Source organism: Nocardia higoensis (genome assembly GCF_015477835.1).
Classification (GTDB): Bacteria; Actinomycetota; Actinomycetes; order Mycobacteriales; family Mycobacteriaceae; genus Nocardia; species Nocardia higoensis_A.
Map to the genome: position 1 here is coordinate 147,764 of NZ_JADLQN010000005.1, position 15,108 is coordinate 162,871.

The 15,108-nt window shown below is 69.9% G+C and carries 15 protein-coding genes and 1 pseudogene; 11 read left to right on the top strand and 5 right to left on the bottom strand.

The window, feature by feature from the left end:
* Positions 1–34 precede the first annotated feature (34 nt).
* Positions 35–1,441 carry an acetate metabolism transcriptional regulator RamB gene (gene ramB / locus IU449_RS23330; protein ID WP_195004285.1) on the bottom strand — a complete coding sequence of 469 codons (1,407 nt, stop codon included), beginning with the start codon at positions 1,439–1,441 and terminating at the stop codon, positions 35–37.
* A 94-nt stretch (positions 1,442–1,535) separates the two neighbouring features.
* On the opposite strand from ramB, the gene IU449_RS23335 reads away from it, so the two are divergent.
* The 4 genes from IU449_RS23335 (at position 1,536) to IU449_RS23350 (ending at position 5,417) form a co-directional block, all read left to right on the top strand.
* Positions 1,536–3,227, top strand: coding sequence for an ATP-dependent DNA ligase (locus tag IU449_RS23335; protein ID WP_195004286.1), 1,692 nt, complete (start codon positions 1,536–1,538; stop codon positions 3,225–3,227).
* A 139-nt stretch (positions 3,228–3,366) separates the two neighbouring features.
* Positions 3,367–4,641 carry an inorganic phosphate transporter gene (locus tag IU449_RS23340; protein ID WP_195004287.1) on the top strand — a complete coding sequence of 425 codons (1,275 nt, stop codon included), beginning with the start codon at positions 3,367–3,369 and terminating at the stop codon, positions 4,639–4,641.
* A 13-nt stretch (positions 4,642–4,654) separates the two neighbouring features.
* Positions 4,655–4,933 (top strand): hypothetical protein, encoded by a 279-nt coding sequence (locus IU449_RS23345; RefSeq protein ID WP_195004288.1) that lies wholly within the window; start codon positions 4,655–4,657, stop codon positions 4,931–4,933.
* Between the two features lie 13 nt (positions 4,934–4,946).
* Positions 4,947–5,417 carry a DUF3349 domain-containing protein gene (locus IU449_RS23350; protein WP_228805578.1) on the top strand — a complete coding sequence of 157 codons (471 nt, stop codon included), beginning with the start codon at positions 4,947–4,949 and terminating at the stop codon, positions 5,415–5,417.
* Here the strand turns inward: IU449_RS23350 and IU449_RS23355 are convergent.
* The 3 genes from IU449_RS23355 to IU449_RS23365 form a co-directional block, all read right to left on the bottom strand.
* Positions 5,414–6,346, bottom strand: coding sequence for a hexose kinase (locus tag IU449_RS23355; protein ID WP_324188396.1), 933 nt, complete (start codon positions 6,344–6,346; stop codon positions 5,414–5,416). The genes IU449_RS23350 and IU449_RS23355 overlap by 4 nt on opposite strands.
* An 85-nt stretch (positions 6,347–6,431) precedes the next feature.
* The gene (locus tag IU449_RS23360; protein ID WP_195004289.1) at positions 6,432–7,472 is read right to left on the bottom strand and encodes an XdhC family protein; all 1,041 of its coding nucleotides are present in this window, start codon (positions 7,470–7,472) and stop codon (positions 6,432–6,434) included.
* A 6-nt stretch (positions 7,473–7,478) separates the two neighbouring features.
* Entirely contained in the window at positions 7,479–8,057 is a 579-nt protein-coding gene (locus IU449_RS23365) for a nucleotidyltransferase family protein (RefSeq protein ID WP_195004290.1), read from the bottom strand.
* 145 nt (positions 8,058–8,202) lie between these two features.
* Here IU449_RS23365 and uraD point away from each other — a divergent pair.
* From uraD to IU449_RS23380, 4 genes and pseudogenes are all read left to right on the top strand, one after another.
* A pseudogene (uraD, locus tag IU449_RS29215) lies at positions 8,203–8,736 on the top strand (2-oxo-4-hydroxy-4-carboxy-5-ureidoimidazoline decarboxylase); the annotation flags it as partial.
* Between the two features lie 12 nt (positions 8,737–8,748).
* Positions 8,749–9,087, top strand: a complete 339-nt coding sequence (gene uraH / locus IU449_RS29220) for a hydroxyisourate hydrolase (protein WP_267468390.1) — start codon at positions 8,749–8,751, stop codon at positions 9,085–9,087.
* Between the two features lie 6 nt (positions 9,088–9,093).
* Positions 9,094–9,987, top strand: coding sequence for a factor-independent urate hydroxylase (pucL, locus tag IU449_RS23375; RefSeq protein WP_195004292.1), 894 nt, complete (start codon positions 9,094–9,096; stop codon positions 9,985–9,987).
* Complete coding sequence (locus IU449_RS23380) at positions 9,975–11,336, top strand: 8-oxoguanine deaminase (RefSeq protein WP_195004293.1); 1,362 nt, start codon at positions 9,975–9,977, stop codon at positions 11,334–11,336. The genes pucL and IU449_RS23380 overlap by 13 nt, the downstream gene beginning before the upstream one ends.
* Before the next feature lie 124 nt (positions 11,337–11,460).
* Here the strand turns inward: IU449_RS23380 and IU449_RS23385 are convergent, their stop codons facing one another.
* Entirely contained in the window at positions 11,461–11,817 is a 357-nt protein-coding gene (locus IU449_RS23385; protein ID WP_195004294.1) for a hypothetical protein, read from the bottom strand.
* A gap of 117 nt (positions 11,818–11,934) precedes the next feature.
* On the opposite strand from IU449_RS23385, the gene IU449_RS23390 reads away from it, so the two are divergent.
* The 3 genes from IU449_RS23390 to IU449_RS23400 all read left to right on the top strand — a co-directional run bounded on the left by IU449_RS23390 (position 11,935) and on the right by IU449_RS23400 (position 15,104).
* Positions 11,935–13,377 carry an MFS transporter gene (locus tag IU449_RS23390; protein ID WP_195004295.1) on the top strand — a complete coding sequence of 481 codons (1,443 nt, stop codon included), beginning with the start codon at positions 11,935–11,937 and terminating at the stop codon, positions 13,375–13,377.
* Between the two features lie 13 nt (positions 13,378–13,390).
* The gene (locus IU449_RS23395) at positions 13,391–14,263 is read left to right on the top strand and encodes a DUF2236 domain-containing protein (RefSeq protein ID WP_195004296.1); all 873 of its coding nucleotides are present in this window, start codon (positions 13,391–13,393) and stop codon (positions 14,261–14,263) included.
* A gap of 247 nt (positions 14,264–14,510) precedes the next feature.
* Complete coding sequence (locus tag IU449_RS23400) at positions 14,511–15,104, top strand: NADPH-dependent FMN reductase (protein ID WP_195004297.1); 594 nt, start codon at positions 14,511–14,513, stop codon at positions 15,102–15,104.
* Positions 15,105–15,108 lie beyond the last annotated feature (4 nt).

The following is a 15,108-nucleotide window of genomic DNA, read 5'->3' on the forward strand; positions in this document are numbered from 1 at the left end:
CCGGTTCTGTGCTGATTCTTCAGGAAAAGGGCTGCTATTTCAGCACATACGGCGACACCGAGCTGCGGTGTTCGCTGATGTCGAGGGTCTTGCCCAGCGGGGGGAACGCCCGTTGCGGGCAGTTGGCTCGCTCGCACACCCGGCAGCCCGCGCCGATCGGCGTGGCCTTGACCTGATCGAGGTCGATGCCGTCGGCATAGACCACCCGGCCCGCATGGCGCACTTCGCATCCCAGGCCGATCGCGAAGGTCTTGCTGGGCTGACCGTAGCGCGTCGCGCGTCGCTCCACGGTGCGCGCGACCCACAGGTATTTGCGGCCGTCGGGCATCTGCGCGATCTGGGTCATGATCTTGCCGGGATAGGCGAAGGTCTCGTAGACGTTCCACAGCGGGCAGGTGCCGCCGCTGGAGGAGAAGTGGAAACCGGTCGCGGACTGCCGTTTGGACATGTTGCCCGCCCGGTCCACCCGGACGAAGGAGAACGGCACTCCGCGCGCGGACGGGCGCTGCATGGTCGAAAGCCGGTGACAGATGGTCTCGTAGCTCTGTGAGAAGAAGGCCGAGAGCCGTTCGATGTCGTAGCGGAAGTCCTCGGCCACCTCGAGGAAGTGGGTATAGGGCAGTACGGTGGCCGCCGCGAAGTAGTTGGCCAGGCCGAGCATCGCCAGCTTGCGGGTGTCCTCGGAAGCGAAATTGCCCTCGTCGACCAGTTTTTCGAGCAGATCGCCGCATTCGAAGTAGGCCAGCTCGGCGGCCAGCTTGAAGGTGCGCTGCCCGCCGGACAGATGCGGGGAGATCTCCAGGCGCAGTGCCTCGGGGTCGTATCGGTGCAGCACGCCCTCGCCGAGATCGATGCGTTCGATGATGCGCACACCGTGTTCACGCAGGATCCGGGCGATGCCGGTGTTGACGTCGCCGCCGTGCAACCGGATGCGCGAATTGAGTTCCTCGGCGGCGGTGTCGAGTTCGTGGATGTAGTTCTGGTGCTGATAGAAGTAGTCGCGCACTTCCTCGTGCGGTTTGGAGATGGTGGCGCTGCCCGCGCCGTCGGCGAATCGGTCCTCGGTGGCGGCGGCCAGTTGGGCGCTGGTGTTGCGGTAGCGGCGGTGCATGGCCACCATGGCGCGCGCCATGCTCGGGTGTGTGGAGACCATCTCGGCGATCTCCTGGGTGTCGGCCTCGATGCCGAGTTCCTGATCCATCACGACCTCCTGGAGCTCGGCGATGAGCCGGGTGTCGTCCTGGGAGGAGAAGAAGGTCGCGTCCACGCCGAACACGTCGCTGATCTTGAGCAGGACCGGCACCGTCAGCGGGCGTACGTCGTGTTCGATCTGGTTCAGGTAGCTGGCCGAGATCTCGAGCTGCTGGGCGAGCACGACCTGACTCAGGCCGCGCTCGGTGCGCAGCTGGCGCAGTCGTGCGCCCACATAAGTCTTGGCCATTCGTCCAGTTTAGAGCGGTTTTCGCAGCACTGCCAATGCGAAATTAGCAGTGCGGTCACAGCCGTTGCCGAAACCCACGGTTACCGTGAGAGATGTGTTGTTCGCCGATGTCGTACGAACTTCGGCCGCCGTGCGGTCCACGCGGTCCAGGAAAGCCAAGGTTGCCGCACTGGCGGAGCTGCTGCGCGCGGCCGCGCCGGAGGAAGTCGCGCCGGTCGTCGCGTGGCTGTCCGGCGACCTGAGCCAGGGGCGTCTCGGCGCGGGCTGGCGCACGCTGGCCGGGCTCGACGCCGTGCCGCCTGCCGCACTGCCCACCGTGACCGTGACCGCCGTGGAAGCCATCCTCGACCAGGTGGCCGCGCAATCCGGTCCCGGTTCGGGCACGCGGCGCAAGGAACTGCTGACCGAGCTGTGGACGGCGGCGACCACGGCCGAACAGGAGTACCTGCCTCGCCTGCTGACCGGGGAACTTCGCCAGGGCGCGCTCACCGCGCTGGTCGCCGAGGCCGTGGCCGAGGCGGCCGGAGTGCCGCTGCCCGTGGTACGCCGCGCCTACATGCTGTCCGGGCGGCTGCCGGTGACCGCCGTGGCGGCGCTGCGTGGTGGCGCCGAGGAACTCGCGGCGTTCCGGTTGGAGGTGGGCAGGCCCATTCAGCCCATGCTGGCCTCGCCGGGCTCCTCGCTGGACGAGGCCACCGCCGAGTTCGGTGGCGAGGTCAGCATCGAGCACAAGCTCGACGGCGCTCGCATCCAGGTGCACCGGCACGGCGCCCAGGTCCGGGTGTTCACCCGCACGCTGCGGGAGATCACCGACGGCGTGCCCGAACTCGTCGCTCTGGTGCGCGGGTTGGAGTGCGAGAGCGTGGTGCTCGACGGGGAGACGCTGGCGCTCACCGAGGACGGTCGTCCGCGGCCGTTCCAGGAGACGATGAGCCGCTTCGCCACGCTCCTCCCTCCGACAGCCGACGATGCCGGTGGTGCGGACGGCGAGGGCCCGGACGGCGAGGGTGCCGACGGCGAGGGGTCGGATGGGGAGGACCCGGTCGTCGCGGGTTCGGTCGCCCCGGAGTTCGACGCCGCGACGGCGCGGCACCTGCCGCCCGGGGCGCTGTTGCTGCCGCCGGTCAACTCCTCGCGCGAACTGCTGCTGCATCCGTACTTCTTCGACTGCCTGCACCTGAACGGGCGGGATCTGCTGGACGCGCCGCTGTCGCAGCGGCGCGACGCGCTGCTGTCGGTCGCGGGCTCGCACACCATTCCGGCGCTCATCAGCCCCGATGGCGAGACCGCCGCCGAATACCTCGACGGCGCGCTGGCGGCCGGACACGAGGGTCTGATGGTCAAGTCGCTGAGCGCGCCGTACGCGGCGGGCAGGCGCGGGCGGTCCTGGTTGAAGATCAAACCGGTGCATTCGCTGGATCTGATCGTGCTCGGGGCGGAATGGGGGTACGGCAGGCGCACCGGGTACCTGTCCAATCTGCATCTCGGCGCACGCGATCCGCGCACCGGCGAGCCGGTCATGGTCGGCAAGACGTTCAAAGGCCTCACCGACGCGCTGCTGGCCTGGCAGACCGCCGAGTTCCCCCGCCACGAACGCGCCCGCGACGAACACACCGTGTATCTGTGGCCGGAACTGGTGGTGGAGATCGCCCTCGACGGCGTGCAGGTGAGCCCGCGCTATCCCGGCGGCGTCGCGCTGCGTTTCGCGCGGGTGGTCCGGTACCGGCCGGACAAGACCCCCGATCAGGTCGACACCATCGACACCGTGCGCGGTCTGCTGCCCTGAGCCGCGGGTTCAGGCCGCCGAGCTGGGCGGAAGCGCCGCCGCCCGGGGGTGGGGTCCGGCATTATAGGGCGCCGATGCGTCGCGCCGTCGGATGGCAACTGCATGGCAATCGAACTTTCGGTTACCGCACACTGGACGGGTGACCGCCGAATTACTGGTGCTGCTGATCGTCATCGCGACGGCCCTCGCATTCGACTTCACCAACGGCTTCCACGACACCGCCAACGCCATGGCGACCTCCATCGCCACCGGCGCGCTCAAGCCTCGTGTCGCGGTGGCGCTCTCGGCGGTGCTCAACCTCGTCGGTGCCTTCCTCTCGGTCGAGGTGGCCGCGACGGTGGCCAAGGGAATCGTGCAGCTCGACGCCGTCGACGGGCAGGACCTGTTGCTCATCGTCTTCGCCGGACTGGTCGGCGGCATCCTGTGGAACGTCGCCACCTGGCTGTTCGGACTGCCGTCCAGCTCCTCGCACGCGCTGTTCGGCGGCTTGATCGGCACCACCATCGCCGCACTCGGCTGGAACGGGGTCATCTGGGCGTCGGGCTCCTCGGGGGTGCTCACCAAGATCGTGCTGCCCGCGCTGCTCGCCCCCGTGGTCGCGGCGCTGGTCGCCTCGATCGGCACCTGGGCGGTCTACCGCATCACCGCCCCCGCCGACGCGGAGACCAGACGCAAGGGATTCCGCTGGGGACAGGTCGGCTCGGCCTCGCTGGTCTCGCTCGCGCACGGCACCAACGACGCGCAGAAGACGATGGGCGTGATCTTCCTGGCGCTGGTCGCCTACGGCACGGTGACCAAGGACGACGAACTGCCGCTGTGGGTGATGGCTTCCTGCGCGGTCGCCATCGCCGCGGGCACCTACCTCGGTGGCTGGCGCATCATCCGCACCCTGGGCAAGGGATTGGTGGACATCGAATCGCCTCAGGGCCTGGCGGCGGAGACGTCCTCGGCGGCCATCATCCTGAGTTCGGCGCACTTCGGCCTGCCGCTGTCGACCACGCAGACCGCGACCGGCTCGATCCTGGGCAGCGGCATCGGCAAGGGCGCGGAGGTGCGCTGGTCGGTGATGGGCCGAATGGCGGTGGCCTGGCTGCTGACGCTGCCGATGGCCGGTCTGGTCGGCGCGATCTGCTGGGCGGTGGCGCACGCGATCGGCGGGCTGCCCGGCGTGCTGGTGGTGTTCGCTCTGCTGATCGGACTGTGCGGGTTCATGTGGTTGCGTTCGCGCCGGGACCGGGTCGACACCACCAATGTCAACGTGTGGCCCGGTGACACACCCCCGGCAGCCGCCTCGGCGAAGCCGCAGCCCGCCGCAGCGCAGCTCGCTGAAGCACAGCCCGCCGAAGCACAGTCCGTCGCGCCGGTCGAGGCCGACCGGAATGCGCCGTTCCCGACCCGCCCCACGCGGCCGTAGAAGGAGCCAGCCCGTGCAGACACTGCTCACCAATCTGAGTTCGCTGTGGCATGTCGTCGTGGCCGCGTTGGTCCTCGGCGCCGGCCTGCCCGCGGTGTTCGCGCTCGGCGTGCGCTGGTGGTCGGCGGCCGATACGGTCGACGAAGGCGGCGTCGCCGAGCGCAACCATGTCGCGATGGCCGGTGCCTACGCCTGTTTCGGCCTGATCATCGTGGCGGTGCTCACCGGCATCCTCTACACCGCCAAGGCATTCCTGGCCGCCCGGCTGGGGATCCACCTGTTCGGAGAGTAGGAGGCGTCGTCCCATGACCGAGCCAGAGTCGAATCCGGCGGCGTCCGAGCCCGAGACCGCGTCCCCGGCGGTGCCGACGCCCGCGTCGGCCGAGCCGACCGCGACATCCGAGCGCGAAGCGGCCTCGTCCGCCGATCGGCCGGGGATGCTCGCGCGCATCCTGGACTGGCTGCGCGCCGGATATCCGCAGGGCGTGCCCACCTCGGATTACATCGCGCTGTTCGCGGTGCTGCACCGGCATCTGACCGACTACGAAGTCGTGATGGTCGCCGAGGAGTTGGTGCGCGACAACCCGGAGACGGAGATCACCCGCGAGGCCATCGTGAACGCCATCGCGCGCCTCGCCATGGAGGAACCCGATCCGGTCGATGTGGCCAGGGTCGCCGAGCAGCTGGCCGAGGGCGGCTGGCCGCTGGAGGACAGGCTCGCGGATCCTGCCGCGACCGAGGCGGCGGAGCCGAACCAGGTCGGGCGCGAAGGCTAGGGCAGCGGTAGTTCGTCGATCCGGACGGTCGGCGCGAGCTGGGTGCGCAGACTCCGGTCGATCTCGCCCGCCACCGGGATGACCACCGCGGCGGCGGCGGTGGCGACGGCGTCGGTGAGGATGGCGGGCCAGTCCGGCGCGCCGGGTGAGGCCAGGGCGGCGATGACCGCGGCGGCCGCGGAGTCGCCCGCTCCGGTCGGGTTGCCCGCCAGCGGCCGCGGCAGGCTCGCGTCCCACGCGCCCTGCGCGGTGACCGCGACCATGCCGTGCGCACCCCTGGTCACGACCACTGCCCGCACCCCGGATTCCACCAGCGGCCGCGCGCACCGGGCGACCTCGCGCGGCGTGGCGGGTTCCTGCCCGGTCAGGGTGCGCAGTTCGGCGCGGTTGGGCATGAGCACCACGCCGGGCACCTTGGCCACCAGCCGCAGCGCCTCGTCCTCGACATCGCAGATGGTGGGCACCCCGGCCGCGATGGCGGTGTCGGCGATCGCTGCCGGGAGGCTCGCATCGATACCCCCTGGCAGCGACCCAGAGATCACCAGGCCGCCGATGTCGGGCAGCAGTCCGGCCACCCGCACCGCCAGCTGATCGCCCGCGTGCGGGTTGGTCACCCGGGCTCCCGGCTCGGCCAGGGCGGTGGCGGTGCCGTCGTCGGATTCGCTGATCACCACGGTGCGCCGGACCCACGGCAGCGCGTGCACGAAGTCCACCGGCAGTTCCAGCTCGGCGGCGGCCGCGAAGGCGTGATCGGAGAATCCCGTCGCGCGCGCGTAGCGGCCGAGCTGATTGAGCACCCGCGTCACATTGATGCCCTCGCCGCCGATGCGCTGCTCGACCGAACGGACCCGATGCGGGCGTCCACGTTCGAATCGCTCGACCCGGTAGGTCATGTCGTAGGCGGGATTCATTGTCACAGTGAGGATCACGTCAACCACTGTCCCCCATCGGGCACCGGGTGCAACTGTGGTTCGTCCTTGTCGCCCGGTGCGAGTCGGCTCCCCCTCGGGGGAATTACAGTCCCACCGTGGCCCGTCCGTCGAAAATGCCGGTCGCGGGCAGCGCCGCACCGTGCTGGGACAGCGAGCCGCCGTCGCGGCCGGCGCGCACCGCCAGCAGCTCGGCGATGATGGACACCGCGGTCTCGGCCGGGGTGTGCGCGCCCACGTCGAGACCGGCGGGCGAGTGTAGCCGCGACAGCGCCGCCTCGTCGAAGCCGCCCGCGCGCAGATCCTCCATCCGGCGCAGGTGCGCGGTGTAGGAGCCCGCCGCGCCCAGGTAGCCCAGGTCGGTCAGCCGAAGGGCGACGGTGAGCAGCGGGATCTCGAACTTCGGATCGTGGGCGAAGGCGACGATGGCGGTGCTCGCGTCGACCTCACCCGCGCCTGCCAGGCTGTTCAGATAGCGGTGCGGCCAGTCGACGACGACCTCCGCGCCGGGGAAGGCCTCGGGGGCGGCGAACTCCTCGCGGGAATCGCAGATGGTGACGCGGTAGCCCAGCAGCCGGGCCTGCACGGTGAGCGCGGCGGCGTAGGAGTTGGCGCCGAAGATGATCATCCGCGGCGCGGGTGCGAACGAGGCGACGAAGACGTCCGATTCGGGCAGTGCGACCAGTTCGGTGTTGTGCCGCTTGTCGGTGATGAGGTGCTGGCCGATCAGATCGGTGTCCGGGTTCCACACCACGGTGAACACCGTCACCCGCCGGTGTGCGGCGATCTCCGCCGCGACCGTGGGGAACTCGGAGAAATCGTGTCGGGAGAACGGTTCGGCGAAGACGTCGATGGTGGCGCCCGCCGCCACGCCGTGCTCGCTGGAAGGAACGGGCAGCCGGTGCATGGCGCGCCTGCCGGTGCGCGCGGCGTTGGCCGCCGCGTCCCGGATGGCGTCGTCGACCGAGCCGCCGAGGCCCGCGCCGTGCACCACGCCGTCGGGATCCACCAGCAGCGCGCTGCCGACCGGCCACCGGCCGTCCCCGACGCTGCGCACGACGGTCGCCAGTCCACCTGTCCGACCCGAGTACCACACCTGTAAGAGGTCGTCGACGATGTCGCGCATCAGTTCTCAACTCCGCTCACGTGCGGTAGTGGCCGGGAAGTCCTGGTCGATACCCGTCGCCAGATCGTCGCACGTGACGCACACCATATCGTCCCTGGCGCTGATATAGGCGGCAGCGCCCTGATCCGCTGTAGCAGCCGCGACCACTCCCACCCAGTGACTGTGGCCGATCACAACGGGATGGCCCGGACGACCCGCGAAAACGGCGCGCGCCAGCCCGCTCGGGGCGTGTAAGGCGGCCTTGATGACACGGGCCACCACGGCCGCGCCCACATCCGGGGTGTCCACCGGCATGATCACCGCGTAGTCGCCGCCCGCGGCCGCCCGCAGCCCGGCGCGAAGCGACGCCGACAGCCCTCGCGCCCAGTCGTGCGCCCACACCGTCCGCACGTCCGCCGGTATGCCGAGCCCGTCGTGATGCGGTCCGGTCGCCCCGAGCACGACGACCACCCGCTCGCACCCGCCCTCCCGCAACGCGGCGATCGCCGCGCGCAACCACGCGCCGCCCTCGGCCAGCGCCTTGGGACGGCCGTAACGGGTCCCGGCGCCCGCGGCGAGCACGATTCCGACGGCGACGGCAGGCATGGCGGTCACCGTAACCAGCTCAGGTTGCGGCCGTGTGACGATTGCGAGCCGGGTGGCGCGGGAGGCGGTAACCATTTCGGACACGCCGGAGGTGATCTTGTCGCTTCGGCTGGCGAGACCGCGCACGGTCGCCGATGCTGGACCGATGAGGCGCGACTCGGGAGAGCCGGTGGGCGCGGAGGCAGGTGCCGGGCCCGCGGGCGCGGCGCCGGAGACGGCGGCAGCGTTCGACGCGCTGAGCGAGGACCACGCAGCGGCCGCGCTGAGCGCGTGCTGTTCCTCGCCGGAGTGGGTGCGTGGTGTGCTGGCGGGCCGACCGTACGTGACCGCCGAGCGACTCTTCGCCGCCGCAGACGCGGTGCTCGCCGGCCTCGACGATCGCCGGATCGACGCGGCGCTGGCCGGGCATCCGCGCATCGGCGACCGGCCGGTGGACGCGGAATCGGCGCGTGATCAAGCCGGGATCGGCGGCGCGGATCGCGCGGTGCTCGACGCGCTGGCCGAGGGCAATCGCGCCTACGAACAGCGCTTCGGCCACATCTACCTGGTGTGTGCCGCCGGACGCACCGGCGGGGAATTGCTCGAAGTGCTGCGTTCGCGGCTGGACAACGACCCGGCGACCGAGCGGGAAGTGATGCGGGTGGAGTTGGCGAAGATCAACCGCGTCCGGCTGGGGCGCCTGCTGGATGAGCTGGACGAGGCCGGTGGTTCCGAAGGCACCGTGAGCACGCACGTCCTCGACGCCGTGCGAGGGATGCCCGCCGTCGGTGTGGCCGTGGCCCTGTACCGGGACGGCGACCGGATCGCGGTGGGGACCACGAACGACGACGGCCGGGTGCCCAGGCTGGCCGCGGGACTGCGTCCGGGGACCTATCGCCTGGTGTTCGACACCGGGGACTACTTCGCGGCGCGCGGCGAGGCGACCTTCTATCCGGAGGTGACGGTGACCTTCGCGGTCACCGGCCCCGGACATCATCACGTGCCGCTGCTGTTGTCGCCGTTCGCCTATTCCACCTATCGAGGGAGTTGAGCGCCCATGCCGCTGACCGGGCCGATCGAACTGTCGGACAACCGCTACGGCAAGTCCGAGAACCGCATCGTGCGCATCCGCCGGGACGGCCCGCGCCACGAGATCCGCGACGTGAACGTCTCCACCACGCTGCGCGGCGATTTCGCCGACGCCTACATCAGCGGCGATCAGTCCGCGGTGCTGCCGACCGACACCCAGAAGCAGACCGCCTATGCCTTCGCCAAACAGCCGGGCCTGAGCCCGATCGAGGAGTACGGGCTCGCGCTGGCCCGGCATTTCGTCGACGACATCGCGCCCGTGCACTCCGCGCGCATCGATATCGAGGACTACGCGTGGCAGCGGGCGCGGGTCGGTGCGGGCGAACACGCATTCACCTGGGTCAGGCAGGGACCGCAAGTGCGCACGGCGGCGGTGACGGCCGGGCACGCCGGCTCCTGGGTGGTCGGCGGGGTGCGCGATCTGGTGCTGCTGAAATCGACCGGCTCGGAGTTCGCCGGATTCCTGCGTGACGAGTTCACCGTGCTCGAACCCACCGACGACCGCATGCTCGCGACCTCCCTGACCGCCCAGTGGCGCTTCGCCGAGATCGAGGACGTCGACTGGGAGGCCACGTACGCGGGCGTGGTCGCCCGGATGATCGAAGTGTTCGCCACCCACCATTCGAAAGCGTTGCAACAGACCCTGTTCGAGATGGGCTCGGCGGCGCTCGCCGATTTCCCGGTACTGGCCGAGATCCGCCTGGCGGCGCCCAACAAACATCACTTCGACTACGACCTGGGCCGGTTCGGCATCGCCAACCACGGCGAGGTCTACCACGCCGACGACCGGCCCTACGGACTGATCGAGGCCACACTGCGCCGCGCCGACGCACCGGAAGCGGGGCAGGCATGGCAGTTGTGAGCACGATGGTGATCGACGGCTGTGCCGTGGCGACGGTCGACGCGGCCGGAACCGAGTATCGCGCCGGCCATGTCGTGCTGCACGGTAACCGGATCGGCGCGGTCGGCCCCGGCCCCGCGCCCACCGTCGACGCGCCGCGCATCGACGGTCGCGGCTGCCTGCTCACCCCCGGCCTGGTGAACACCCACAACCACCTCTACCAGTGGATCACCCGCGGCCTGGCCGCCGACCACACCTTGTTCGAGTGGTTGCGCACCCTCTACCCGATCTGGGCGGGCATCGACGAGGACGCCGTGCGGATCGCCGCCACCGGCGCGCTGGCCACCCTGGCCCGCACCGGCTGCACCACCGCCGCCGACCACCACTACGTGTTCCCGCGCGAGGGTGGCGACCCGCTCAGGGCCGAGATCGCCGCCGCCGCCGAGGTAGGGCTGCGTTTCCAGCCCTGTCGCGGGTCGATGGATCTCGGCGTGAGCGCCGGTGGGCTGCCGCCGGACTCGATCGTCGAATCGCTCGACGACATCCTGACGGCGAGCGCCGAAGCCATCGCCTGCTGGCACGACCCGTCCTTCGACTCCATGCTGCGGATCGCCCTCGCCCCGTGTTCCCCGTTCTCGGTCACCCCCGACCTGCTGCGCGAATCCGCGACGCTGGCCAGGGTGAGCGGCGTGCGCCTGCACACCCACCTGGCCGAGACCGTCGACGAACTCGACTACTGCCGCGAGCATTTCGGCGCAACCCCGACGCAGTACCTCGAAAGCCTCGACTGGGTCGGTCCCGACGTGTGGTTCGCGCACGCGATCCACCTCGACGATCCGGCGATCTCCACGCTGGCCCGGCACGGCGCGGGCGTCGCGCACTGCCCGACATCCAACGGCCGCCTCGGCGCCGGCATCGCCAGGGTGCCGGACCTGCTGCGAGCTGGGGTCGCGGTCGGGCTCGGCGTGGACGGCGCCGCGAGCAGCGAGTCCGGCGCCATGCTCGACGAGTCGCGTACCGCCCTGCTCTACGCCCGCGCGGTCGGCGGTCCCACCGCGATGAGTGTGCGCACTGCACTGGAACTGGCGACGATGGGTGGGGCGAGAGTACTGGGCCGCGAGACCGAGATCGGTTCCATCGAACCCGGCAAGCTCGCCGACCTGGCCCTGTGGCGGCTGGACACCCCCGCGCACGCCGGAATCGACGACCCGGTCGTCGCGCTGATCCTCGGTGACCGCCCGCCGCTGGCCGCCTTGCTCGTGAACGGGCGAATCATCGTGCGGGACGGGCAGGTGCGCACGGTCGACGAGGCCGAAACCGGCCGCGCGGTCGCTCGCGCCCAGGCCGCACTGATCACCCGGGCGCACTGATCGCGGACCCACTCGCCTGCCGCGCTCGAAGAAGGCATGCCACCGAGTGCCGGGATTCCTTGCGCGCGTGGCAATCTCACCAGGTGAGTTCCGACGGCTCCGTATCCGCCCAGGTCCGGCACGCTCATCGAGCCCCCTCCGGAGCGGGCGTATCCATGGCTTCCGCATCGGATCGCCCTGGTGGCAGCAATTGCAGGGTGAGGGCTTCGGTGGCCCAGGATGCCCAGTCGGCCTCGGTCCAGCCGCATTCGTGGACGAGGAGCCGGTAGCTCTCGGGAGCCAGTACGGCGAGCGCGATGTCGGCGGCGCGGGCGGCGGCGATGCCTGCGCGCAGCGGCGTCTTGGCGGCCAAGGCCTCGGCAAGGCGGAGCTGAATCAGGTGACGCTGGGCGATGTTGGTTTCCCAGAGCTCGGCGAGTTCGGGATCGGTCGCGGCGGCCGATCGGACCACCTCGAGCAGCGTGCTGACGCGAGCGTACATCGTTGCCGCCGCGGCAACTTGCAGCCGGATCTGCTCAGCGGGCGCGGCCGCTACTTGACTAGAGCGAGTCTCTAGTGAAATCTGACTGTAGCAATGCTCTAGCGAGAGGATGGGTTCATGGCGAGCAGAGGGACACCAGGGGCGAAGGACCGGCTGATCCTGCTGTTGATCACGGCAGTCGAGCTGGTCGTTTTCCTGGACACGACCGTGCTGAATGTGGCGCTGCCCAGCATCGGCGCCGACCTCGGACTCGACGAAGCGGGACTGGGTTGGGTGACCAATGCCTATCTGCTCGCCTTCGGCGGGTTCATGCTGCTGGGCGGGCGCGCCGCCGACCTCCTCGGGCCACGTCGGGTATTCGTGGGCGGACTCACGGTGTTCACGGTGGCGTCCGGGCTGGCCGGATTCGCGTCGACCTCGGCGGTCCTCATCGGCGCCCGGGCATTGCAAGGCCTCGGTGCGGCCGTGGTCATCCCCGCTCAGCTGGCGCTGCTCACCATGACGTTCACCGAACCCGCCGCACGCAACCGCGCCTTCGGGGCATGGAGTGCGATGGGCGCGGCGGGCGCGGCCATCGGCACCGCGGTCGGGGGGCCACTCACCGACCTGTTCGGCTGGCCGTCGATCTTCCTGATCAACCTGCCCGTCGGTGTGCTGGCACTGGCTTTGGTCCGAGTGCTCCCACCAGATCAGGCACTGTCCGTCCGGGCCGTGCGTCGGCTCGACGTGCCTGGGGCAATCACCGGCACGGCAGCGCTGTTGGTCATCGGCTATGCGATCGGTGCGCTCGGCGACGAGTCGATGCGCGGTCTGGCGTGGGGCCTGTTGGTAACCGGTCTCGCGCTCCTTGCCTGCTTCGTGCTTCTCGAGGCTCGCAGCTCACATCCACTGATGCCGTTGCGGCTGTTCGCCATTCACCAGGTGAGCGGGTCGGCTGTGGTCAACGCGCTGGTCGGCGCGGCGCACGTGCCCACCTTCGCCCTGCTGGCGCTGTATCTGCAGAACACCCAGCACTACAGTCCGACCGCGTCCGGCCTCGCGGTGCTACCGGTAGCCGTGGTGAACATCGCCGTCTCCCGCGCGCTGATCCCGTATGCGCTGGATCGGCTGGGCGCCTGGCGGGTGCTGGCCGCGGGCCTCGGGCTGCAAGCGCTGGCTATGGCCTGGTTCGCTCGCCTGCCCGAGCACGGCAACTACCTGATCGACGTGCTGCCCGGTGCGGTACTGCTCGGCGTCGGCCTGCCCGCCGCCTTCGTCGGCGTCACCGTTCCCGCGGTCACCTCCGTCGACAAGGCCGACGCCGGGATCGCGGCGGGCATCGTCAACACCGCACAGCGTGTCGGATCGGGGATCGGAGTTACGGCCGTTCTGCTGCTCGCCGATGTGGTGGCCCGGCAATCCGCGGCAGTCGACGCCTACCGGACCGGACTGAACGTCGCCTTCGCGGTCGCCGCCGCACTTGCCGCGACAGGCGCCGTGCTGACCGTCGCCTTGCTGCGGACGCGTCCGGTACCGGACGCGGAGCCGACGTCCGAAACCCCAGCCGTAGTGAACGATTGACAGGAGAACCCCGATGGCAACCGAGAAGCGTGGCTTCAAGTGGATTCGCACCGAGATCGAAGGACTCGATCCGAAGGTGGACAGTGCACGGATCGTGAGATTGACCAGCTGCCAGCTCCTCCCGAAGAGCCTGCTCGTCGTGCACCTGTTCTACACCGTCGGATTCGTCCGCTTCGCCGGTCCACCCGTCTCGGCGGACTCGGTGGACCGCAACGGCACCGGGATGCTCTACGACCGCGGAATCCGACGCGCCGACGAAACCATGCTCCACCTCTTCTCCTGGGTCGACGACGGGGTATCCAGCCCCACCAGCATCGAAAGTCTCGACTACGTCCGGAACTGGCACTCCGGTGTCGCCCGCACCTGGCCGATGCCCAGGCACACCTTCCAGCACAGCGCCGCCGTCTTCACCCTCATCTACGACCGGCTCCTGCGACATGTCGCGGGGGCGCCCGGACTGAGCGAGAACGAGCGCCGCGCCCAACTCATCCACTGGCGCACCGTGTCCGAACACCTGGGCGTCACCGACATCCCGCACACCTGGCAGGGCATGGAACAACTCCTCGAATCCTACGAACACGGCGCAGACTTCGCGTACTCGCCGGCCGGACAACGACTGGCGAACGCGCTCATCGACCAGTTCGCGACCCGCTGGTTCCCGCGGCCACTGCGCTGGTTCGGTCGCTGGCTGGCGTTGGCATTCTCCGAAGAACACGTCCTCGACACTCTCCGCATACCGCGGCCCCCAAGTGCGTTCAGTCACGCGGTGCGCCGGCTGGCCCGAGTCGCAGTGTTCGCCAGACGTCACCTGCTGCCGGATCCGCGTGAGGTGTTCCGGCTCAGCGACATCATCACCGAGCACAAGGACTCAGCACTGGCGCGATGAAGACCATGCCGACGACCGGCCATGCGAGGCGGGTCGTATCCCCCTTCGGCAGTCAGCCGGACCCGTGCATCGAATCCATGCCCCGGACTGTGTCACGGAAATGCGCCACACGCCGGCGATCTTCGGCGCGTGAATACTCGCCCGTCGCGGAATCGGGAAGTGGAGCTTGACCTCAACAATAGTTGAGGAAGGAAGGTGGTGTGCGCGCGACCGACGGGGTCGCCGAACGCACGAGTGGGAGATCTCGATGACGCACACATCGACCGGCACAACCGTCGCACCGCCGCTGCGGCTGGCCGTGGTGATCGGTAGCAGCAGACAGGGCCGCTACGCACCGGTCGTGGCCGAGTGGTTCCTGAAGCGGGCCGATGCCCGGCCGGATCTGTTGGTCACGTCCATCGATGTGGGCGCACTCGACCTGCCGCACACCTTCGGGGCGCCCGCGCCGGGGGGCACCGATACCCGAGCCGCACTCGCCGACGCGGACGCGTTCGTGATCGTCACACCCGAGTACAACCACAGTTACCCGGCGGCGCTGAAGAATCTCATCGACGCACACGGCCGGGAATGGCAGGCGAAACCCGTGGGGTTCGTCAGCTACGGCGGAATGTCGGGTGGGCTGCGGGCGGTAGAGCACCTGCGGGGCGTCTTCGCCGAACTCCACGCGGTTACCGTGCGCGACACCGTCAGCTTCCACAACCCGTGGCGGTCCGAGGGGGCACCGGGCGGATCGGCGGCGGGCGGGGAGGCCGATTCCGCCGCGACAACCTTGCTGGACCAGCTGGTGTGGTGGGGCGAGGCGCTCCGCGCGGCGCGGGCAGTCCGCCCGTACGGACGGTGAGGGA

Bases quoted from the DNA above. Each gene is read 5' to 3' on its own strand.
- ramB (WP_195004285.1), bottom strand. From the start codon at position 1,441: ATGGCCAAGACTTATGTGGGCGCACGACTGCGCCAGCTGCGCACCGAG.
- pucL (WP_195004292.1), top strand. From the start codon at position 9,094: ATGCCGCTGACCGGGCCGATCGAACTGTCGGACAACCGCTACGGCAAG.
- IU449_RS23390 (WP_195004295.1), top strand. From the start codon at position 11,935: ATGGCGAGCAGAGGGACACCAGGGGCGAAGGACCGGCTGATCCTGCTG.
- IU449_RS23395 (WP_195004296.1), top strand. From the start codon at position 13,391: ATGGCAACCGAGAAGCGTGGCTTCAAGTGGATTCGCACCGAGATCGAA.
- IU449_RS23350 (WP_228805578.1), top strand. From the start codon at position 4,947: ATGACCGAGCCAGAGTCGAATCCGGCGGCGTCCGAGCCCGAGACCGCG.
- IU449_RS23385 (WP_195004294.1), bottom strand. From the start codon at position 11,817: ATGTACGCTCGCGTCAGCACGCTGCTCGAGGTGGTCCGATCGGCCGCC.
- IU449_RS23400 (WP_195004297.1), top strand. From the start codon at position 14,511: ATGACGCACACATCGACCGGCACAACCGTCGCACCGCCGCTGCGGCTG.
- IU449_RS23380 (WP_195004293.1), top strand. From the start codon at position 9,975: ATGGCAGTTGTGAGCACGATGGTGATCGACGGCTGTGCCGTGGCGACG.
- IU449_RS23360 (WP_195004289.1), bottom strand. From the start codon at position 7,472: ATGCGCGACATCGTCGACGACCTCTTACAGGTGTGGTACTCGGGTCGG.
- IU449_RS23365 (WP_195004290.1), bottom strand. From the start codon at position 8,057: ATGCCTGCCGTCGCCGTCGGAATCGTGCTCGCCGCGGGCGCCGGGACC.